This is a genomic window from Mycobacterium sp. (genome assembly GCF_035633495.1).
GTDB lineage: Bacteria > Actinomycetota > Actinomycetes > Mycobacteriales > Mycobacteriaceae > Mycobacterium.
The window spans coordinates 1-19,326 of record NZ_DASQEU010000114.1; the positions used below are offsets into that span (position 1 = coordinate 1).

Consider the following 19,326-nt stretch of genomic DNA (forward strand, 5'->3'; position numbering starts at 1 on the left):
GCCGGCGATGGGTGATCTCGACGACGTACGCACACGACACGGGTTCGCCACCCGCGCGATCCATGCCGGGCAAGACCCCGACCCGACCACCGGGGCAGTGGTCACGCCGATCTCGCTGTCGACCACCTTCGCCCAGGACGGCGTCGGTGGACACAAGGGGTTCGAGTATTCACGCTCGGGAAATCCCACCCGCTCCGCACTCGAGGCCCAGATCGCGTCGCTCGAAGATGCAGCCCATGGCCTCGCATTCGCGAGCGGCCTTGCGGCAGAGGACAACGTCCTACGGCTGCTGCGACCCGGCCAACGCATCTTGCTCGGCAACGACGCGTACGGCGGCACGTTCCGACTGATCTCCAAGGTGTGGGCGCCGCTCGGGTTCCCGTGGGCCGCCGTCGACCTCACCGACCTCGACTCGCTCCGCGCCAACTGGCCCGACGATGTCGGCATGGTGTGGCTCGAAACCCCGACCAACCCGTTGCTCACCTGCTTCGACATCGAAGCGATCGCCGAGATCGGCCGTGCCAAGGGGGCCATCGTGGTGGTCGACAACACGTTCGCCACGCCGTACCTCCAGCAGCCGCTGACGCTCGGCGCCCACGTCGTGGTGCACTCGGCCACCAAGTACCTCGGCGGCCACGGGACGGCGATCGCGGGCGTGATCGTGGACAGCGGCAACTTCGACTGGACGCAGGGCCGCCACCCAGGGTTCACCACGCCGGATCCGAGCTACCACGGCGTGGTGTTCGCCGAACTCGGCCCGCCCGCCTTCGCGCTCAAGGCCCGCGTGCAACTGCTGCGCGACCTCGGCTCTGCCGCTGCGCCGTTCAACGCCTTCCTCATCTCGCAGGGCCTCGAAACGCTGAGCCTGCGCATCGAACGCCACGTCGCGAATGCCCAGCGGGTCGCCGAATTCCTCAGCGGTCACGACGGCGTGGTGTCGGTCAACTATGCGGGTCTGCCGACGTCGCCGTGGTACGAGATCGGAAAGAAGCTGGCGCCGAAGGGGACCGGTGCCGTGCTGGCGTTCGAGCTGGCCGGTGGCATCGAAGCGGGCAAGGCGTTCGTCAACGCGCTGACGCTGCACAGTCACGTCGCCAACATCGGCGACGTGCGGTCGCTGGTGATCCATCCCGCGTCGACGACGCATGCGCAGTTGTCCCCCGAGGAGCAGCTGGCCACTGGCGTCACCCCGGGCCTGGTGCGTCTCGCCGTCGGCATCGAGGGCATCGACGACATCCTCGCGGACCTCGAGCAGGGCTTCGTCGCGGCCAAGCCGTTCGCCGGTGTGCCGCGGACCGCGGTGTCGATGTGAGAGCAGAGAAGTGACGACCATCGAAGTCCCAGATGCTCCCATCGTGACGCTGCCCGCCGAGGGTGAAGTCGGCGTCGTCGACATCGGTTCGTTGACCCTGGAGTCCGGCGTGGTGCTCGATGACGTGCGCATCGCGTTGCAACGGTGGGGTGACCTCGCGCCAGACCGTGACAACGTCGTCGTCGTCCTGCACGCGTTGACGGGCGACTCGCACATCACCGGGCCCGCAAGCCACGACCATCCAAGCCCCGGTTGGTGGGATGGCGTAGCAGGACCCGGCGCCCCCATCGACACCGAGCAGTGGTGCGCGATCGCCACCAACGTGTTGGGTGGCTGTCGGGGCTCGACGGGGCCCAGTTCCCCTGCGCCGGACGGTAAGCCGTGGGGCTCGCGCTTCCCCGCGATCACCGTGCGCGATCAGGTGAACGCCGACCTCGCCGCGCTCTCGGCACTCGGCATCACCCAGGTCGCCGCGGTCGCCGGTGGCTCGATGGGCGGCGCCCGCGCGTTGGAGTGGATCGTCGGCCATCCCGGCACCGTTCGTGCCGCACTGGTTCTCGCGGTGGGGGCGCGGGCGACCGCCGACCAGATCGGCACGCAGAGCACGCAGGTGTCGGCCATCAAGGCGGACCCGAACTGGCAGAACGGCGACTACCACGACACGGGGCGGTCACCCGACGCCGGCATCGAGATCGCCCGGCGCTTCGCGCATCTCACCTACCGCGGCGAGGCCGAGCTGGACGACCGGTTCAGCAACGACGCCCAGGGCAACGAGGATCCGACCACCGGCGGCCGCTACGCCGTGCAGAGCTACCTGGAGCATCAGGGCGGCAAGCTGGCGCGGCGGTTCGACGCCGGCACCTACGTCGCACTGACGGACGCTCTCAGCAGTCACGACGTCGGCCGCGGGCGGGGCGGAGTGCCCGCAGCGCTGCGCAGGGTCACGGCGCCGGTGGTCGTCGGTGGCATCACCTCGGACCGGCTCTACCCGTTGCGACTGCAGCAGGAACTCGCCGACCTGCTGCCGACCTGTACCGGACTGAACGTCGTCGATTCGGAGTACGGCCACGACGGCTTCCTCGTCGAGACCGATGCTGTTGGCGAATTGATTAGGCAGACACTGAAGTTCGCATCCAAGTGACCACCGACCAATCCCGCCAGCGGCAGTCGCTGTCATTCGGCGAGGAGGCTGCGGCGTATGAGCGGGGCCGCCCGTCCTATCCACCGGAAGCCATCGACTGGCTCCTGCAGGAGGGGGCGCGCAATGTCCTCGATCTCGGTGCGGGCACCGGGAAGCTGACGGTCCGACTGGTCGAGCGTGGCCTCGACGTCATCGCGGTGGATCCCATTCCCGAGATGCTCGAGGTGTTGAGCAACTCGCTGCCCGACACCCCGGCACTGCTGGGCACCGCGGAGGAGATCCCCCTTCCGGACGACAGCGTGGACTCGGTGCTCGTCGCGCAGGCGTGGCACTGGTTCGACCCGGAGCGCGCCATCAAGGAGGTCGCCAGGGTGCTACGCCCGGGTGGCCGGCTCGGACTGGTGTGGAACACCCGTGACGAACGGCTGGGCTGGATCAAGGATCTCGGCCGCATCGTGGGGCACGAGGAAGACCCGTTCAGCCGTCAGGTGACACTGCCCGAGCCGTTCGTCGGGCTGGCACGCCATCAGGTCGAGTGGACGAGTTACCTGACGCCCCAAGCGCTCATCGATCTCGTCGCCTCACGGAGCTACTGCATCACCTCACCAACCGCGGTCCGCGCCAAGACCCTGGACCAGGTGCGCGAGCTGCTGGCCACTCATCCGGCACTCGCCAACACCACCGGCCTTGCGCTGCCCTACGTGACGGTGGGCGTCCGAGCTACGCTGGCCTGACCCCTTTCGCCGACTGCACGCTTGTTGACGGGTGCTCCCGACGTTTGCGTACAACAAGCGTGCAATCGGCGGTGAGAATTGGTGCGACAGGGGCCTTTGACCGTGTCCGACGATTAGTGGGTGTCCGACCGACTGGTCGTCGCCACGGAGGCCCTCGCCGACGGCAGCCTCACCCGTCGCGACCTGAACCGCCGATACACCAAGGTTCATCGCAACGTATACGTCCGTAGAGGCGTGGAACTGACCGCCCTCGATCGGGCCCGCGCGGCATGGCTTTGGTCAGATCGTCATGCGACCCTGGTCGGTCACTCAGCGGCAGCACTCCTCGGCAGCAGGTGGATTCCGAACGACGCACCGGTAGAGCTTCTCCACTCCCGCAGGCCCCCGGCCAATGGCATCACGGTGCGCAGCTACGAACTCCGGGACGACGAAGTGTGCACAATCGACGGAATCGCCTGCACTACAAGCGCGCGAACGGCTTACGACCTGGGTAGGCGACTTCCCCTGGAGACCGCGGTGATTCGCATCGATGCACTCCTCAACGCGACCTCGTCGACCCCGCCGTCCGTTCAGCACGTAGCCGAATTCCATCCAGGCGCAAGGGGTATTCGACGACTGCAGACCGTGATGAGCCTCGTCGACGCCGGAGCAGAGTCGCCACAGGAGACGCGACTGCGGCTGCTACTCGTCCAGTCGGGCCTCCCCCGTCCAGTGACGCAGATCCCCGTCACGAACGACCGGGGTCGCGTCGTACGCCGAATCGACATGGGCTGGCCCGAATGGATGGTCGGCGCCGAGTATGACGGCGAGCAGCATTGGACGAATGCCGAGGACTACGCCAATGACATCGATCGGCTGGAATTTCTGGCCGCAAAGGGGTGGTCCATCGTGCGCGTGAGTGCCAGACAACTGCGCTACCAGAAGCCCAGGGTGGTCGAACGGGTGCGACTCGCGTTGCGAGAACGTGGATTTGCGGCCTGACCCGTCGCCCACTGCACGCTTGTTGACGGGCACTCTCGACGTTTGCGTACAACAAGCGTGCAGTCGGCGGTGGCTAGCTGGTGCCGAGCGGGTCGATGGTCAACGCGATGTAGATCAGCGCCGCACTGACGGTCGCTGTCGTGGCGATGTCGATTGTCCGCGACCGCACCACCAGCAGCCCGGCGCGATCGTCGGTCAACGCCAGCCGCATCGCCGCCGCCACGCCGACCCCGATCGCCAACACCAGGGCTCCACGGCGCCAGTAGCCCGCCACCACCAGTGCGAACGCCGCAAGCAGGAACAACCCGACCGTCAGGATGGGCCACTGGCCCGTGAACACCTTGTGTGCGAATCCCCTTGCCGTCACGCCACTCTCGCCTCATCCAGCTCGACGACGTTGGTGAGCAGGAACGCCCGCGTCAGCGGACCCACACCACCGGGGTTGGGCGACACGTGCCCGGCGACGTCCCAGACGCCCGGATGCACGTCACCGACGAGCTTGCCCGCATCGTCGCGACTCACCCCGACGTCGACGACGGCGGCACCCGGCTTCACCATCTCCGGGGTCACCATGTGCGGCACGCCGACCGCGGCGATGATGATGTCGGCCTGCCGCGTCAGCGCGGGAAGATCGCGAGTGCCCGTGTGGCACAACGTGACAGTGGCGTTCTCGGAGCGGCGCGTCAGCAATAGGCCCATCGGCCGCCCGACCGTCACGCCGCGCCCGATGACCACGACGTGCGCTCCAGCGATCGGTACTTCGAACCGGCGCAGCAGATGCACGATCCCGAGCGGCGTGCACGGCAGCGTAGCCGCCTCGTTCAGCACCAGCCGCCCCAGATTGGTCGGATGCAGGCCGTCGGCATCCTTGGCGGGGTCGATGCGTTCCAGCGCCGCATTCTCGTCGAGATGCCTCGGCAGCGGCAGCTGCACGATGTAGCCGGTGCACTCCGGATTCGCGTTCAGCTCGTCGATGGTCTCGTTGAGCGCCGCCGCACTGACGTCGGCAGGCAGGTCCCGACGGATCGAGTTGATGCCGACCTTCGCGCAGTCGGCGTGCTTGCCCCGCACATAGGCCTGGGACCCGGGATCGTCGCCGACGAGGACCGTGCCCAGCCCCGGCGTCCGGCCCGCGGCGGTCAACGCCGCCACCCGCTGCTTGAGGTCGGCGAAGATCTCGTCGCGCGTGGCCTTGCCGTCCAACGTCATTGCACCCACGGCAGCCATTCTGGCATCACGCTCGTTGACACAATGCCCACCCGCGTGTTGGGCTGCGGCAATGAACAACACTCCAGATGTGTTCAGTCCAGCCAAGCTCGGCCCGGTGACGCTGCGCAATCGCATCATCAAGGCGGCGACGTTCGAAGCGTCGACCCCCGATGCCCTGGTCACCGATGACCTGATCACCTATCACCGCCTCCCCGCCGCGGGCGGAATCGGCATGACGACCGTCGCCTACTGCGCGGTGTCCCCCGGTGGACGTACGGATGGCTGGCAACTCTGGATGCGGCCGGAGGCCGTACCCGGGCTGCGTCGCCTGACCGATGCGATCCACGCAGAGGGCGCGGCGATCAGCGCCCAGATCGGTCATGCCGGTCCCGTGGCCAATGCGCGGACGAACAAGGCCACGGCATACGCACCGGTCCGGTTCTTCAACCCGCTGTCGATGAGGTTCGCCAAGAAGGCCTCCACCGCCGACATCGAAGACATCACCGCGGCCCACGCCGACGCCGCACGCCTGGCGATAGAGTCCGGCTTCGACGCCGTCGAGGTCCACCTGGGCCACAACTATCTGGCAAGTTCGTTCCTCAGCCCACTCATCAACCGCCGCACCGACGAGTTCGGTGGCTCGCTGGAGAACCGCGCCAAGGTGGCCCGCGGCGTGGTGAGGGCCGTCCGCCAGGCAGTGGGCGACCGGATCGCGGTGACGGCGAAGCTCAACATGTCCGACGGCGTCCGCGGCGGCATCTCGATCGGGGAGTCCCTGCAGACCGCCAAGTGGTTGGAGGAGGACGGCGGCCTCGATGCCCTCGAGCTCACCGCGGGCAGCTCGCTGCTCAACCCGCTGTACCTGTTCCGGGGCGACGCGCCGATCAAGGAGTTCGCGAACGCGTTCAAGCCGCCGCTGCGCTGGGGCATCCGGATGACCGGCAAGAAGTTCCTGCGCGAGTACCCGTACCGCGAGGCCTACCTGATGGACCAGGCCAAGCAGTTCCGCGCTGAGCTGACGATGCCGCTGATCCTGTTGGGCGGCATCACCAATCGCGAGACGATGGACCTCGCGATGGCCGAGGGGTTCGACTTCGTGGCGATGGGCCGGGCGCTGCTGGCCGAACCCGATCTGATCAACCGCATCAAGGACGACGGCCCCGAGCACTCCCTGCGCTCGGTCTGCACGCACTGCAACAAGTGCATGGCCACCATCTACAGCCGAACCCACTGCGTCGTCACGGGTTCGCCGGGCTAGCTGGCGTCAGCCGTGCCCGGCCTCGGCGGGAAGCGGTGGCGGGAGGGGCGTCGTCGGCGTGACCGTCTCGGGCACCGCACTCGGCTGTGTCGGTCCCGATGGTGTCGACGATGCCGACGGCGAACTGCTCGGAGCAGACCCGTTGAAGTCGACCATCGGTTCGCTGCGGATCTGCTCACTGCCGGAAGAGATGACCAGGGCGGTCGAAGTCACGGTGTAGGTGATCCCGTCATTCTCGGCGACGTAACCGCGATCTGTCGATCTGGCCGCGAGGATCAACCGCGCACCGTCGCTCACCCGCACGCCCCGGTACTGGTACTGGCCGGAGGCATCGTCCCTGCAGATCGCGACGCGCGAACTCGCCGTGTAGCCGAACGCGATCGCCTTGTTCGGCGGGGCGCACCGCGCGGTGGAGTCGACGAACCCGCGCTCATCGGTCACGGGCGGCGCCGCGGTGGCCGTCGGCGGACCACTCACCGCCAGGGTGGCGAGGACGGCGACGGCGAACGTCCCGAGCACTGCGGCTGCGAGCCTTGGCACGTGCGACCATCGACCGTTCACGACCCCGTCCCTCCGCTTGGCCTGCTTCACCCTTCCCATCGTCGCACCGCAGGGAAACGTTAGGGGCGCACGGCGAGCGCGCGTCGCGGACTCAGCGGAAGTGTTGGTTCGCGGCCTGTTGCGTGATGGGCGCTTCCGCTGGGATGCGGTTGTCCTTGAACTCGGCCATCGTCTCGTCGCGCAGCACGCGCAGGCCAGTTTCCCGAGGCCCCCGCGAGAAGCCATCTGCCAGATCGTTAACTGCCCGAGACCTCTTTCAGCAAGGCCCGCGCGCAATCTTCGACGATGGCGTCCGCTGATGCGGGGATCGTTTGCCGCGCAACGAGGTGTCGCCGCACGACCGCGTACGGCACGTCGATGAGGGCGGCCCTCAGCCGGTCCTGGTCGACGTCCACGCTCGCCAGCCCTCGGCTCAAGGTTCGGCGCATCGGTTCGCGTCGGGCCTTCAGTGGCTGCGGCCACTCCGCCCGGTCGAGCGCCTCGGCGCCGACGAGGAGTACCTGCGCCTCGTCCCGGTGGTCACGGCACCACTGGACCGCGAAGAGCGCGGCCGCGAGACACCGCGTCGTCGTGTCGGCCGACGAGGTCAGCGCATCGACGAAACCCGCCTGAAAGCGCTCCTCGGTGCGGATCCACAACTCGCCGCACAGTGCGGCCCGCGTCGGAAAACGGTGATACATCGAGCCACTCGGCGCACCGACCGCGCGGGCCACGGCCGACATGGTCACCGCCGCCGGACCGTCGGCGGCCAAGAGCGCCGCGGCGGCATCGAGAAATTCGTCCACGGTGTAGCGGGCAGGCCGGGGCACGAGCTAATAATAGAGATACATCTCTAAAAAGGAGTCCCCGACATGCCCACCGCCACCACCGTTGCCCGACGGCTCTACGACGCCATGGCCCACACCGATGCCGACGCCCTGCTGAACCTGCTCACCGATGACTTCGAAGGCTCCGTGAGCACCGGCATGCCCCACGGCGTCGGCGGCGCGCACCACGGTCCGAACGACATGCTCGGCGTCTGGGGGACGATCGACGCCCTCTACGTCATGACGGTTGAACCGACGGAGTTCCTGACGGTCGACGACAGCCGCGTCGTCGTCGTCGGTCGGTATCACGGGCCGGCCCGTGACGGCCGCACCGCGGTCGACGCCGCGTTTGCCCACGTCATCACGACCCGCGGGGATCGTGTCGCCGAACTACGTCAGATCACCGACACCGCACGCTGGGGCTTTCCGCAGTAGCGGAGGGGGCGGCCGCGGACGTACCTCGCGCGCGGTACCCATACCGATAGAGTTGGTCCCGATGACGCGACCCGCCCCACCCGCGCTGACCGTTCGGTACGACGGATCTCCCCGCACCTTCTCGCCAGGCAACGACGTCGTCGTCGGGCGTGACCTGCGGGCCGACGTCCGCGTGGCCCACCCCTTGATCTCTCGGGCGCACCTTCTGCTCCGCTTCGATCAGGGGCGTTGGATGGCCATCGACAACGGCAGCCTCAACGGGTTGTACGTCAACGGCCAGCGCGTCCCGACGGCTGACGTCGCCGACGGCATGGGCGTCAACATCGGCAACCCGGACGGCCCGCGGCTCACCTTCGAGGTCGGCCGTCACCAGGGCTCGGCGGGCACGCCTCCCCAGACCGCCCAGGTGCCGATCGCCCAGCGGCCGAGCGCATCCTGGCCCAGCCAGACACCGTCGACGGGCTACCCGCGCACGCAATCACCCCCGCCGAGGACGCAGCCGAGCTATCCGCAGGCACCTCAGCCGCCCTCCAGGTCGCAGCCCATGTACCCGTCGGGCCCGCAGGGGTACCGCACACCCAGCGCGCCGCAACCCGCGTCGCCACTGCCGTCGATCACCAGCAGTGGCCCGGCCGCCACGCAGATGGGTCCGGCCGCCGCACCCCGCGCACCCGAGGGCAACCTCGCGACCAGCATGCTCAAGATCCTGCGGCCAGGCAGGACACCGGACGTGCCTGCCGGCGGCATCAAGATCGGTCGCGCCACCGACAACGACATCGTCATCCCCGACGTGCTGGCATCGCGCCACCACGCCACCTTGGTGCCCACTTCCGGCGGCACGCAGATCCTCGACAACCGCAGCATCAACGGCACGTTCGTCAACGGCCAGCGGGTCGACTCCGCGGTGCTGCGCGACGGCGACGTGGTCACCATCGGCAACATCGACCTGGTGTTCGGAAGCGGCACGCTCGCCCGCCGCAACGAGACCGACGTCGCCACCCGCACCGGTGGCCTCGACGTGTACGGCGTCACGTGGACCATCGAGGGCAACAAGACGCTGCTGGACAACATCTCGTTGACCGCACGCCCCGGCACGTTGACGGCCGTGATCGGGCCTTCGGGGGCAGGCAAGTCGACGTTCGCCCGACTGGTGGCCGGCTATACCCACCCCACGACGGGCCAAGTCACCTTCGAGGGCCACGACGTCCACGCCGAGTACGCCTCGCTCCGCTCCCGAATCGGGATGGTGCCCCAGGACGACGTGGTGCACGGTCAGCTGACCGTCAGGCAAGCGCTGATGTACGCGGCCGAACTCCGGTTGCCACCCGACACCAACAGGGCCGACCGCGAACAGGTCGTCAATGAGGTGCTCGAGGAACTCGAGATGACCAAGCACCTCGACACCCGCGTCGACAAGCTCTCCGGCGGCCAGCGCAAACGCGCCTCGGTCGCGCTCGAGCTGTTGACCGGGCCGTCGCTGCTCATCCTCGACGAGCCGACGTCGGGCCTCGACCCTGCGCTGGATCGCCAGGTCATGACGATGCTGCGCCAGCTCGCCGACGCGGGCCGCGTCGTGCTCGTCGTGACGCACTCGTTGACCTACCTCGACGTCTGCGACCAGGTGCTCCTGCTGGCGCCGGGCGGCAAGACCGCGTTCTGCGGTTCGCCCAGCCAGATCGGGCCGGAACTCGGGACCACCAACTGGGCTGACATCTTCAGCGCGGTCGCGGGCGATCCCGAGACCGCCAAGCGGCGCTACCTCGAGCGCCACGGACCGCCGCCACCACCACCGGCTACCCAGGCCCCTCAGGACCTCGGCTCACCCGTGCACACCAGCGTGCTGAAACAGTTCTGGACCATCGGGCGTCGCCAGATGCGGCTGATCGTGTCCGACCGCGGCTACTTCGTCTTCCTAGCGCTGCTGCCGTTCATCATGGGCGTGCTGTCGCTGTCCGTGCCCGGCGTCACCGGCTTCGGTCCGCCCAATCCGCTCAGCGACGCCCCCAACCAGCCGGGGCAGGTGCTGGTGCTGATGAACGTCGGCGCCATCTTCATGGGCACGGCGTTGACCATCCGCGACCTCATCGGCGAGCGTGCGATCTTCCTCCGCGAACAGGCGGTCGGATTGTCGACCACCGCCTATCTGCTGGCCAAGGTCTGCATCTACTCGGTGTTCGCGATCGTGCAGTCCGGAATCGTCACCGCCATCACGCTCATCGGCGTCGGTCCACCCAAGAACGGCGGGTTGATCCTGGGCTCGTCCGAGACGGCCGCCACCATCGAACTCTTCATCGGCATGGCCGCGGCGACGGTCTGCGCGGCGACGGTCGGCTTCGCGTTGTCGGCGTTGGCGAAGTCCAACGAACAGATCATGCCGCTGCTCGTCGTGGCGATCATGTCGCAGTTGGTGTTCTCGGGCGGCATGATCCCGGTGACGGGCCGGATTCCGCTGGACCAGATGTCGTGGGCCACCCCGGCCCGCTGGGGCTTCGCGGCGACGGCGTCGACCGTGGGGCTCACCGATCTGGTGAAGCCGCCCATCATGCCCGACGACTCGCTCTGGAAGCACACGTCCGGAGCATGGTTGCTCAACATGGCGATGCTGGCCGCGCTGTCGATCTTCTACCTGAGCTTCGTGCGCTTCAAGATCCGTCTCAAGGGCGGCTGACGGGCCGGTCGGTCCGGCCTCACCGACCGTGCGGTTTCGTACGCGACGCGCCGCGGAAGGCGGATGGTTTCGCACGCTCACCGCCGAGGCCCGGCCTCACTCCCCGTGCACGTCCAACCCGTGCGCCGCCGCGTATCCGAGCGCCTGATTGATGTCGATCTTCGCGCCCCGGATCGACGCGGTCGTCCAGAACGTCGGGTCGGTGAGCGCACCCCGCAGATCGGCCTCGTCGAGGCGCGCGTTCTGCGTCCGCGCACCGCGCAGATCGGCCCCGCGCAGCACCGCCTTGCGCAGATCCGTGCCGACGAGGCTGGCTTCGCGCAGCCGGCAGTCCGAGAGGTCGATGCCGCGGAGGTCGCAGCCGCCGAGCACCGCGAGCGTGAGATCCACCTCGACCGTCGTGACGGGCCGCAGCCTGCACTCGGTGAAGACCGATCCGAGCAGGCTGCAATGTCGAAACACGCTGTGCATCAATGACGTCCGCTCGAACGTGCAGTTTCGAAAGGCTGAGCCCTGATGCTCGGACTCCGTCATGTCGACGCCGCTGAAGTCGCATTCGGTGAACACGACGCGTTCGGTGCGCAGACGGCTCAGGTCGTCGTCGCGGAAGTCGTGCCCGGTGAACTCACGGTCGACCCACTCCTGGTCGAAGCCGGTCACCCGGGCCGTGCGCTGAGGTTCATCAACGCGTACTCGGTGACGGCAATCAGTGCCGCTCGCGCCGAATGCCGTTCCCGCGCATCGACGTTCACCACTGGGATGTGCTCCCGCAGCGCCAAGGCCTTGCGCACGGCGTCGGCCGGATACTTTGGCCCGTCGTCGAACTCGTTGACGGCGATGAGGAACGGGAGCCGACGCGCTTCGAAGAAGTCGACCGCGGCGAAACTGTCCTGCAGCCTGCGCACGTCGACGAGGATGATCGCCCCGATCGCGCCGCGGACCAGGTCGTCCCACATGAACCAGAACCGGCGCTGACCAGGTGTGCCGAAGAGGTACAGCACCAAGTCGTCGGCCAAGGTGATGCGGCCGAAGTCCATCGCCACCGTCGTGGTGTTCTTCATCGGCGTGGCGTCGAGCCCGTCGACGCCGTGCGACGCGGTAGTGACGATGGCCTCGGTGCGCAGCGGCATGATCTCCGACACTGCGCCTACGAACGTCGTCTTGCCGGCACCGAATCCGCCGGAGATGACGATCTTCGTCGAGGCGGAGCGCTCGGCCCGCCTCTCAGAGTGCCCGTAGGCCACGCAGTGTCCTTCCTATGAGTTCACGTCTTTCGTCGGTGCTCGCCGACTCGCCCAATGTGGCTTCTACTCGAAGATAACCCTGTGTCACCAGATCGCCGATCAACACACGCGCAACACCGAGCGGCAACGCTAGTCGAGCCGCGATCTCCGCAACGGACGGAATCTCCGTGGCGAGCCTGAGAATCTTGGCACGCACGTCGCTCCCCGGCCATCTGGGCGCGGGTGCGAACTGCAACGTCCGGATCGGCGCCTCCAACGGAAGGTAGACGCGCGACTCGGTGCGACCCGCAGTCAGCGTGTAGGGCCGAACCAGGCTGACCTCATCGAGCGGTTCGCTGGGCTCCCAGGCGTCGTGCGGCGGAAAGTCCATGGTCGCTCACGAGTGCTGCGCCGTGCGGCGCGCGGACTGGATGACGGTGCCGACGCGTTCCACCAGAATCGCCATCTCGTAGCCGATTTGGCCGATGTCACACGATCTTGTCGCCAGGGTGGCGAGATTCGACCCGTCGCCGACGCGCATCAGCAGCAGATAGCCGTTCTCCATCTCGACGACCGACTGCAGCACGTAGCCGCCGTCGAACAGTTGGGCGGCTCCCGTCGACAGGCTGGCAAGCCCCGACGTCACCGCGGCCAGCTGGTCGGCACGCTCGACGGGCATGTGCTCGCTGGAGGCCATCAGGAGACCGTCAGCGGATACCAGGATCGCGTGAGACACACCGGCGACCTCGTGGGCGAACTTGGACACCAGCCAGTCGAGCGAGTCACGCTGGGTGGGACGGGTCATTCTCAGGTCAGTCCTCGTCTGTCGATCTCGCGTCGCGAGCGTGCGAGCGGCCCGCATGCACGCCGCCGAAGTGGCTGGCGATGCTGCTCCGAACGGCCTCCGGGTCGCGCGGGATCGCGATCGGCCCCGTGTCGAACGCGGAGTTGCGCGCCTCGTCCTGCTCCTCGGCTGGGTCCGCCCCGCGGTGGGCACCACCATTGCGCCCGCTGTGACGGTTCTCTCCGTTGCCCGCCGCGCCGGGCACCAGCCGCGCACCCGGCTGACGCATCGGCAGACCTTCCTCGGTGTGCGCTGCGACGGGAGCTTCCTCGGCCGCGGCCGCTGCGGACCAGCCGTGATCCCAGACCGTCTGCCAGTCCAGGTCGACGCTGTTGGCGAGCTTGAACGGGTCGTCGATCAGCCACTCCGACAACATCGTGTCGAAGATCGAACCGCCGGTCGCGGCCGCCTGCGCAGGCTCGGGCTGCTCGACGGGCTCCTGCGCGTCGGGCCGGTGTATGCCGTTGGGCGGCGGAGTCGCGGCCTGTGCCTTGGCTGCGAAGAACGAGGAGGTGTCCGTCGGGACGGGGCGTTCGGAGGGCTCGGTGGGCAGGTGCCATCGCGGCTGTTCTGCGGCGGCTGGGTTCTCCGCCGGCATCGAGTCGGCGGGCCAATGCTCCTCCGGCCACTCCTGCTCAGCCCTCTGCTCCGCGGCGGGTTCCACGGGTTCGATCGGCGCCGACGGTATGTCCGAGATGCCGCTGGCACCCGGGTTGCGTTGCGGCAGAAGGGAAACGGGGATGTCGGCATGGCCGTTGCGGTATTCCGGCGCGGCCGCGACGTCGGCGGCGTAGTCGTGCCCGTCGTAGTCGTCATCGAGCGGGTAGATCGGCGCGGCGTCGAAGTGCGCCTCGGCGGGAACGCCGTAATCAGCGAGATCGCCGTAGTCGGATGTGCCGGAAACGGGCCCGCCGGGACCATGGAGCAGCAGCTCGGCCGGGATGAACACGCCCGCGGTGGTACCCGAATTCGGTTCGGCGACAACGGTACTGCGAAGCCGCACGACGAGACCGTGCTGGGCGGCGAGCCTGCCGACGACGAAGAGGCCCATGTGGCGGGCGGTGTAGGGGTTGACCTCGCCGCCCGACTGCAGACGCGTGTTGGCGACCCGCAGGTCGGCATCTGTCATGCCGAGGCCGTTGTCACTGACCTCGATGACGAGCCCGCCGTTGCCGGTGTGCACCGCCGACACTCGCACCTGGGAGATCGGCGGGGAATACCGCAGCGCGTTGTCGAGCAGTTCGGCCAACAGGTGGACGAGGTCGCCCGCGACGACACCGACCACCTCGCTCTCCGGAACGGTCGCGGTGACGACCCTGGTGTAGTCCTCGACTTCGGAGGCCGCGGCGTTGATCAGCGCTACGACCGATACCGGGTCGGCCTGCTCGCGCGGCACCTTGGAGCCGGCGAGCACCAGGAGGTTGGCCCCGTTGCGGCGCATGCGCGCAGCCAGGTGATCGAGCTTGAACAGGCTTTCCAGCCGCTCGGGATCCTCCTCGTTGCGTTCGAGTCGATCGATGAGCCCCAGTTGCTGGTCGACGAGCGAGCGGCTGCGCCGCGACAACGTCTCGAACATGTCGCCGACCTGCAGCTGCAGGCGGGCCTGCTCGCCGGCCAGGAACACTGCCTGTTCGTGCAGTTCGTCGACGGCGTGCGCGACCTGCCCGATCTCGTCGGTGCCTCTCACCGGCAGCGGCTGAACCATTCCCGGTGGGCCGCCCGTGCGCACCCGCTCGAGTTCACGGGCGAGGTCCTCGTGGGCCACCTTGAGGGCGCCGTCACGCAGTGTGCGCAGCGGCCGTACGAGAGACCGGGCCGCGAACAGCACGATGAGGATGGCCAACAGGATCGCGGCGCCGATGATCGCCGAGTCGCGAATCGCCTCCTGACGCTTCGTGGCGGCTTGGTCCTGCACGGCGGACGTCACCGCGGCCGTGGTGGAGTCGATGACCCTGGTGGCGACCTCGTTTGTGGCTTGCAGCGACTGGCTCAGATCCGGGTTGCCCACCAGCGCAACGGCCGGGTCCGACATCAGGGCCATTCGTTTGACCATCTCTTCTTGCAGCTTCTGGGCGTCGGGCGAGCCGACGCCCAGCACCTGCGCCATGCCGAACAGCGTCGACGGCTCGGTACCGGCCAACGTGATCATCGACGTGCGCAGCTCGGGCTCGGGGAGGTCGCCGCCGAGGTTGACCAGCAGCTGCTGCATCGTCATCTGGCCGCGGGCGCCGATCGCCCGGCTGAGACCGAGAGTTTCGGCGCGAATCTTCTCGTCGTCAATGCGGACCGAGCCGTTGACGGCGTCCTCGGCGGTCAGCAGGATCGGCGCATAGGCGGTGATGCGGCCCCGCAGGTCGACGCCGTTCGCGGTGACCTGGTCGAGCAGCGCCTGACCACCGTCGAGCAGACCGGTGACGCCCGTGCGCACGTCGGGAACCACGTCGGTGCTGGCGAGCCGCCGCTGCAGGTTCTGCTTGCTGGTGTCGAACGCGCTCAGCGACGCCTGCGCGTCGCCGCCGGCGGAGTTCGCCAACATGGCACCGTCCAGGGCCGCCATGTACTTCTCGATGGAGGGCACCATGTCGGCACGGTCGGCCGCCACCCGGAGATCGCCGGCTCCGGTCCAGCCCGAGTAGATCCGCAAACCACCGAATACACCTGCCAATAGCAACGGCACCAAGACGATTGCGAAGACCTTCCAGCCAACGGGCCAATTGGTCATCGACAAACGCGACGGGCGCTTCGCCTGCTGGGGCGCATTACCCGAGAATTCGAGTGGCGCAACGGCTTGCGGCGGCGCGTCGAACGCCGTCATCGCGCCCCGACCGTACAACCGGTCACTCGTCGGCATTTCATTGATCGCGCGTCGTTCATAAGGCTTCCTGAAGCAGTACGCCCACATATCGGCAGGCACCGGAAGACCCAGTGCGCCCGGCAATTTGTCGAGTATGACAGCGATGAGCGTGCGTTTCCACAATTCTTACTGAACAGACAGAGTTCGTGACCGTGCCGTTGCGTACTCGTGTGCTATGTGAGCAAATGTCGCTGCGCTACTGAGATCATCGTCAGATGTTCCGGGTCATGTTCAACTCACCGCGCATTGCGCCCAACACCGGCAATGCGATCAGGATGGTCGCAGCTACCGGGTGCGAATTGCACCTCGTCGAGCCGCTCGGATTCGACCTGTCGGAACCGAAACTGCGACGAGCGGGCCTGGATTACCACGACCTTGCGTCGGTCACGGTGCACGCGAATCTGCAGGCGGCATGGGAGGCGGTGATGCCCGCGCGGGTGTTCGCATTCACCGCCCACGCCGAATCGTTCTTCGGCGACGTCGCCTTCACTCCGGGCGACGTGCTGCTGTTCGGTCCGGAACCCACCGGGCTGGATGCTCAGACGCTGGCCGACCCGCACGTCACCAAGCAGGTGCGGATCCCGATGCTGCCGGGCCGCCGTTCGCTGAATCTGTCGAACGCCGCCGCGGTGGTGGTCTACGAGGCGTGGCGCCAGCAAGGGTTCACCGGCGCAGTCTGAGGGCCTACCAGGTGTTCCAGTGGCTCAGCTGCTCAGCGGGCAGGCGCTTGGCCCGCTTGAAGTCGGCGCCCTTGGTGTAGGCGATCGGAAACAGACCACCCTGGGCGTACTTGTCGAAGGGAATGCCGAGGATCTCGGCGGCTTGCTTCTCGCCGTCGCCGAGCAGATGCAGCGTCGTCCACGCCGAGCCGAGGCCACGCGAGCGCAGCGCCAGCATGAAACTCCACGCGGCGGGCAGCAGCGAACCCCAGTAGGACGCACTGATCCCGGCGGGCGCACCGTCGGGACGGCCCTCGAGGCACGGGATCAACATGACCGGCACCTCGTGCAGGTGGTCATTCAGATACTTCGCGGAGTCGACGACCAACGGAGTCCGCTCGTCGCGGCTGTCACCGAACGTCGGCGTCGGCTGGTCCAGATACGGCGTCGCCGCCGTCCGGTAGATGTCGGCGATCGCCTTCTTCTTCTCCGGGTCGTCGACGAAGACGAACTGCCACCCCTGCGAGTTGGATCCCGTCGGCGCCTGCAACGCCAACTCGAGGCACTCCATCACCACGTCGCGAGGCACCGGCTTCTCGAGGTCGAGGCGTTTGCGGACCGAGCGGGTGGTCGTCAGGAGTTCATCGACGGTGAGGTTGAGCGTCTCGGAAGTCATGTTTCGGAGACTACATTCGCGTCCATGAGCGCGGAGCTGACACCAGAAGTCATCGATCGCCTGACGTCCGACCAGTACGGCTGGCTCACCACGGTCGCGAAGTCCGGCCAGCCCGTGCCGAGGCTGATCTGGTTCTACTTCGACGGCGTCGCGCTGTACGTCTACTCGGCGCCCCACGCGGCGAAGGACGGACACGTCAAGCGCCACCCACAGGTAAGCATGAACGTGGATTCCGACGGCTACGGCGGCGGGATCGTCGTCATCGGCGGCGAGGCGACCATCGACGCCGAGGGCGTGTACTGCCGCGAGGACGCGCCGTACTGGTGGCAAGTACGCCCGGGTCGCCGCCCGGTTCGGGTTGACCGAGGCGATGGCGAATTACAGCACCCGCCTTCGCATCAGCATCGATGAGGTGTGGACCACGCCGTCGAGCGGCTAGCCCGCCTGTCTGGACACATGGTGGCGCGGGCGGCATTCACGACGATGCCCCCGGGGGGCCACATTCAGTCCCGACGCAGCGCCCATGCCGTTGCCACCGCTGCGCAGGCTCCGGCCCACCAGCTTGCCGGTTTCGATGACATCGAGGATGTCGCCGTAGTAGACCCCGCGTGGTTCGCGACCCGACAGATTGAATCCAGATTGACTCCAGCCGTCCGCCGCGGGTGACTGTCATCCATGTCGGCGTGCGCTGTTGAACTCGTCGTCTCGGGACTGAAGGGGCCACCTGTTGTTGCGGTCAATGCGGATAACTTTGCTCGCGCGGAGTCGGATCTGATGTTCTCGCGGATGCTCGCCGACTCCGGCGGCCTGGGACGATGGGTGCATTATCGTGAACCCGCGCCACTGGATCATCAGACGATCATCCGGCTCAACCGCGACACGTTGTACAGCCAGGCGATCGTCGACGTCACTGGCGGCGCCGAACTCACGGTCCCCGACTCCGGTAGCCGCGAATGACAGCGACTCTCAAGCCCGCACCCGTACCGCGCTGCTGGAACCGGCGGCGGGGTGCGCCGGCCTCGAGGAGCAGTGCGTGTGTCGAATTCGGTTCGGTGTCCAAAGCAGTTGGTGGACAACCCGATTCCCTCGACGCGTGGATGAGCTGACTGAAGGTCGGAGATAGGCGGTGTTCCCGACGACGCACGCGCCGCCGGGTACCGGCACCTCGTGAGGAGGATCGTTCGTCTATCCGGTAGCCGTCACGTCCTGCTCGACATGACCGAACTCAACGGACTTGCCGTCGAACTGACCCTTGCACGACAGCACCACGTGGTAAGTCGACAACAGTGGCGGGGCCAGCGTACTGAAGCTAGTAGACCCATTTGGTGCAAGGTCAAACGTCTTGTTTACTGCCGGAAGGAGCGGTGCAGTCGCCTTGTAGGTGCACGTGCCGGGGATCTCCGCAGTGCTCGCGATGTTGACGTTCGCGGTGAGACCCGATACTGAGATGTTCATCGTGACGGCGTTCGTCGGCGCAATCTTCGGCGGATCGGGGACGACGACGGGCGGGGGAGCGACGACCGGCGGCGGAGCGACCACCGGCGGCGGAGGTGCGGCGGGCTTGGCCGGCTTGTTGTAGGTGTAGTTCGAATACGGTGTGCACCAGTCCCCCTCAAAGTCTTTTTTGCGGCAGCCTTGAACCCCGATCGAGAATTGCGAAGCAGATTGGACGCCCCACCTGGCTGTCTGGCCACTGATGCACTTGAACTCGAACTCATCTTGTTGCCCGTTGTAAATAATGTGCACGGCGTCGACGACGTAATCGCCGTTCACTCGTGGACAACCGCCAACGAATCAGGAAGTGTGCACATCACTGTCCGGCGAACAGGTCACCGTGAGCCCGTTGGGCAGCGTGTCCGCGGACGCGACCGGCATCGCCAGAAGCCCCGGCGCCATGGTGAAGGCCGCCGCGATGACAAGCGACGCACCTACTCGTTTCTTGGTCATGACTTTCTCCTTCTATGG

General features: G+C 67.4%; 21 protein-coding genes and 1 pseudogene. 10 read left to right on the top strand and 12 right to left on the bottom strand.

The window, feature by feature from the left end; all coding sequences use genetic code 11:
- The first annotated feature begins 7 nt into the window (after nt 1–7).
- The 4 genes from VET27_RS17265 to VET27_RS17280 all read left to right on the top strand — a co-directional run bounded on the left by VET27_RS17265 (nt 8) and on the right by VET27_RS17280 (nt 4,168).
- Nucleotides 8–1,312, top strand: a complete 1,305-nt coding sequence (locus tag VET27_RS17265) for an O-acetylhomoserine aminocarboxypropyltransferase/cysteine synthase family protein (RefSeq protein WP_526520310.1) — start codon at nt 8–10, stop codon at nt 1,310–1,312.
- Between the two features lie 19 nt (nt 1,313–1,331).
- On the top strand, nt 1,332–2,453 hold the full coding sequence (metX, locus tag VET27_RS17270) for a homoserine O-acetyltransferase MetX (protein WP_526520312.1): 1,122 nt from the start codon (nt 1,332–1,334) through the stop codon (nt 2,451–2,453).
- Nucleotides 2,450–3,187: a class I SAM-dependent methyltransferase gene (locus VET27_RS17275; RefSeq protein WP_526520272.1), complete on the top strand. Its 738-nt coding sequence runs from the start codon at nt 2,450–2,452 to the stop codon at nt 3,185–3,187. Before metX ends, VET27_RS17275 begins: the two co-directional genes overlap by 4 nt.
- 120 nt (nt 3,188–3,307) lie before the next feature.
- Nucleotides 3,308–4,168 carry an endonuclease domain-containing protein gene (locus VET27_RS17280; protein ID WP_526520274.1) on the top strand — a complete coding sequence of 287 codons (861 nt, stop codon included), beginning with the start codon at nt 3,308–3,310 and terminating at the stop codon, nt 4,166–4,168.
- A 73-nt stretch (nt 4,169–4,241) separates the two neighbouring features.
- On the opposite strand, the gene VET27_RS17285 is transcribed toward VET27_RS17280, so the two are convergent.
- Nucleotides 4,242–4,535: a DUF3017 domain-containing protein gene (locus tag VET27_RS17285; protein ID WP_526520276.1), complete on the bottom strand. Its 294-nt coding sequence runs from the start codon at nt 4,533–4,535 to the stop codon at nt 4,242–4,244.
- A complete protein-coding gene (locus VET27_RS17290; protein ID WP_526520278.1) occupies nt 4,532–5,386 on the bottom strand; it encodes a bifunctional methylenetetrahydrofolate dehydrogenase/methenyltetrahydrofolate cyclohydrolase in 855 nt (284 codons plus the stop codon). The genes VET27_RS17285 and VET27_RS17290 overlap by 4 nt, the downstream gene beginning before the upstream one ends.
- Before the next feature lie 61 nt (nt 5,387–5,447).
- Between VET27_RS17290 and VET27_RS17295 the strand changes: the two genes are divergently transcribed.
- Complete coding sequence (locus VET27_RS17295) at nt 5,448–6,635, top strand: NADH:flavin oxidoreductase (protein WP_526520280.1); 1,188 nt, start codon at nt 5,448–5,450, stop codon at nt 6,633–6,635.
- A gap of 6 nt (nt 6,636–6,641) precedes the next feature.
- On the opposite strand, the gene VET27_RS17300 is transcribed toward VET27_RS17295, so the two are convergent.
- Nucleotides 6,642–7,175, bottom strand: coding sequence for a hypothetical protein (locus VET27_RS17300; RefSeq protein WP_526520282.1), 534 nt, complete (start codon nt 7,173–7,175; stop codon nt 6,642–6,644).
- Between the two features lie 257 nt (nt 7,176–7,432).
- Nucleotides 7,433–8,005 (bottom strand): TetR/AcrR family transcriptional regulator, encoded by a 573-nt coding sequence (locus VET27_RS17305; RefSeq protein WP_526520284.1) that lies wholly within the window; start codon nt 8,003–8,005, stop codon nt 7,433–7,435.
- Between the two features lie 42 nt (nt 8,006–8,047).
- Between VET27_RS17305 and VET27_RS17310 the strand changes: the two genes are divergently transcribed.
- Both VET27_RS17310 and VET27_RS17315 read left to right on the top strand, forming a co-directional pair.
- Entirely contained in the window at nt 8,048–8,437 is a 390-nt protein-coding gene (locus tag VET27_RS17310) for a nuclear transport factor 2 family protein (protein WP_526520286.1), read from the top strand.
- A gap of 61 nt (nt 8,438–8,498) precedes the next feature.
- Nucleotides 8,499–11,105, top strand: coding sequence for an FHA domain-containing protein (locus tag VET27_RS17315; protein ID WP_526520288.1), 2,607 nt, complete (start codon nt 8,499–8,501; stop codon nt 11,103–11,105).
- A gap of 96 nt (nt 11,106–11,201) precedes the next feature.
- Here VET27_RS17315 and VET27_RS17320 read toward each other — a convergent pair whose 3' ends face one another.
- The 5 genes from VET27_RS17320 to VET27_RS17340 are packed head-to-tail and all read right to left on the bottom strand — an operon-like array spanning nt 11,202 to nt 15,987.
- On the bottom strand, nt 11,202–11,765 hold the full coding sequence (locus VET27_RS17320; RefSeq protein ID WP_526520290.1) for a pentapeptide repeat-containing protein: 564 nt from the start codon (nt 11,763–11,765) through the stop codon (nt 11,202–11,204).
- Nucleotides 11,762–12,349: a GTP-binding protein gene (locus VET27_RS17325; RefSeq protein WP_526520292.1), complete on the bottom strand. Its 588-nt coding sequence runs from the start codon at nt 12,347–12,349 to the stop codon at nt 11,762–11,764. The genes VET27_RS17320 and VET27_RS17325 overlap by 4 nt, the downstream gene beginning before the upstream one ends.
- The gene (locus VET27_RS17330) at nt 12,330–12,719 is read right to left on the bottom strand and encodes a DUF742 domain-containing protein (protein WP_526520294.1); all 390 of its coding nucleotides are present in this window, start codon (nt 12,717–12,719) and stop codon (nt 12,330–12,332) included. Before VET27_RS17330 ends, VET27_RS17325 begins: the two co-directional genes overlap by 20 nt.
- A gap of 6 nt (nt 12,720–12,725) precedes the next feature.
- A complete protein-coding gene (locus VET27_RS17335) occupies nt 12,726–13,133 on the bottom strand; it encodes a roadblock/LC7 domain-containing protein (protein ID WP_526520296.1) in 408 nt (135 codons plus the stop codon).
- 7 nt (nt 13,134–13,140) lie between these two features.
- On the bottom strand, nt 13,141–15,987 hold the full coding sequence (locus tag VET27_RS17340) for a sensor histidine kinase (protein ID WP_526520298.1): 2,847 nt from the start codon (nt 15,985–15,987) through the stop codon (nt 13,141–13,143).
- Between the two features lie 254 nt (nt 15,988–16,241).
- Between VET27_RS17340 and VET27_RS17345 the strand changes: the two genes are divergently transcribed.
- A complete protein-coding gene (locus tag VET27_RS17345) occupies nt 16,242–16,706 on the top strand; it encodes a tRNA (cytidine(34)-2'-O)-methyltransferase (RefSeq protein WP_526520300.1) in 465 nt (154 codons plus the stop codon).
- Between the two features lie 4 nt (nt 16,707–16,710).
- Here VET27_RS17345 and VET27_RS17350 read toward each other — a convergent pair whose 3' ends face one another.
- The gene (locus VET27_RS17350) at nt 16,711–17,361 is read right to left on the bottom strand and encodes a nitroreductase family protein (protein WP_526520302.1); all 651 of its coding nucleotides are present in this window, start codon (nt 17,359–17,361) and stop codon (nt 16,711–16,713) included.
- A 24-nt stretch (nt 17,362–17,385) separates the two neighbouring features.
- Here VET27_RS17350 and VET27_RS17355 point away from each other — a divergent pair.
- Both VET27_RS17355 and VET27_RS17360 read left to right on the top strand, forming a co-directional pair.
- Nucleotides 17,386–17,800: pseudogene (locus VET27_RS17355) on the top strand (TIGR03667 family PPOX class F420-dependent oxidoreductase).
- A gap of 335 nt (nt 17,801–18,135) precedes the next feature.
- A complete protein-coding gene (locus VET27_RS17360) occupies nt 18,136–18,318 on the top strand; it encodes a DUF1254 domain-containing protein (RefSeq protein WP_526520304.1) in 183 nt (60 codons plus the stop codon).
- A gap of 228 nt (nt 18,319–18,546) precedes the next feature.
- Here the strand turns inward: VET27_RS17360 and VET27_RS17365 are convergent, their stop codons facing one another.
- Nucleotides 18,547–19,134, bottom strand: a complete 588-nt coding sequence (locus VET27_RS17365; RefSeq protein ID WP_526520306.1) for a hypothetical protein — start codon at nt 19,132–19,134, stop codon at nt 18,547–18,549.
- Between the two features lie 21 nt (nt 19,135–19,155).
- Nucleotides 19,156–19,308 carry a hypothetical protein gene (locus tag VET27_RS17370; RefSeq protein ID WP_526520308.1) on the bottom strand — a complete coding sequence of 51 codons (153 nt, stop codon included), beginning with the start codon at nt 19,306–19,308 and terminating at the stop codon, nt 19,156–19,158.
- Between the last annotated feature and the right edge of the window lie 18 nt (nt 19,309–19,326).

What these genes read in the sequence shown, in the direction of transcription:
- VET27_RS17370 (WP_526520308.1), bottom strand. Translation starts at nt 19,308, where the DNA reads ATGACCAAGAAACGAGTAGGTGCGTCGCTTGTCATCGCGGCGGCCTTC.
- VET27_RS17330 (WP_526520294.1), bottom strand. Translation starts at nt 12,719, where the DNA reads ATGGACTTTCCGCCGCACGACGCCTGGGAGCCCAGCGAACCGCTCGAT.
- VET27_RS17340 (WP_526520298.1), bottom strand. Translation starts at nt 15,987, where the DNA reads ATGACGGCGTTCGACGCGCCGCCGCAAGCCGTTGCGCCACTCGAATTC.
- VET27_RS17265 (WP_526520310.1), top strand. Translation starts at nt 8, where the DNA reads ATGGGTGATCTCGACGACGTACGCACACGACACGGGTTCGCCACCCGC.
- VET27_RS17350 (WP_526520302.1), bottom strand. Translation starts at nt 17,361, where the DNA reads ATGACTTCCGAGACGCTCAACCTCACCGTCGATGAACTCCTGACGACC.
- VET27_RS17315 (WP_526520288.1), top strand. Translation starts at nt 8,499, where the DNA reads ATGACGCGACCCGCCCCACCCGCGCTGACCGTTCGGTACGACGGATCT.
- VET27_RS17360 (WP_526520304.1), top strand. Translation starts at nt 18,136, where the DNA reads ATGTTCTCGCGGATGCTCGCCGACTCCGGCGGCCTGGGACGATGGGTG.
- VET27_RS17295 (WP_526520280.1), top strand. Translation starts at nt 5,448, where the DNA reads ATGAACAACACTCCAGATGTGTTCAGTCCAGCCAAGCTCGGCCCGGTG.
- VET27_RS17345 (WP_526520300.1), top strand. Translation starts at nt 16,242, where the DNA reads ATGTTCCGGGTCATGTTCAACTCACCGCGCATTGCGCCCAACACCGGC.
- VET27_RS17310 (WP_526520286.1), top strand. Translation starts at nt 8,048, where the DNA reads ATGCCCACCGCCACCACCGTTGCCCGACGGCTCTACGACGCCATGGCC.
- VET27_RS17335 (WP_526520296.1), bottom strand. Translation starts at nt 13,133, where the DNA reads ATGACCCGTCCCACCCAGCGTGACTCGCTCGACTGGCTGGTGTCCAAG.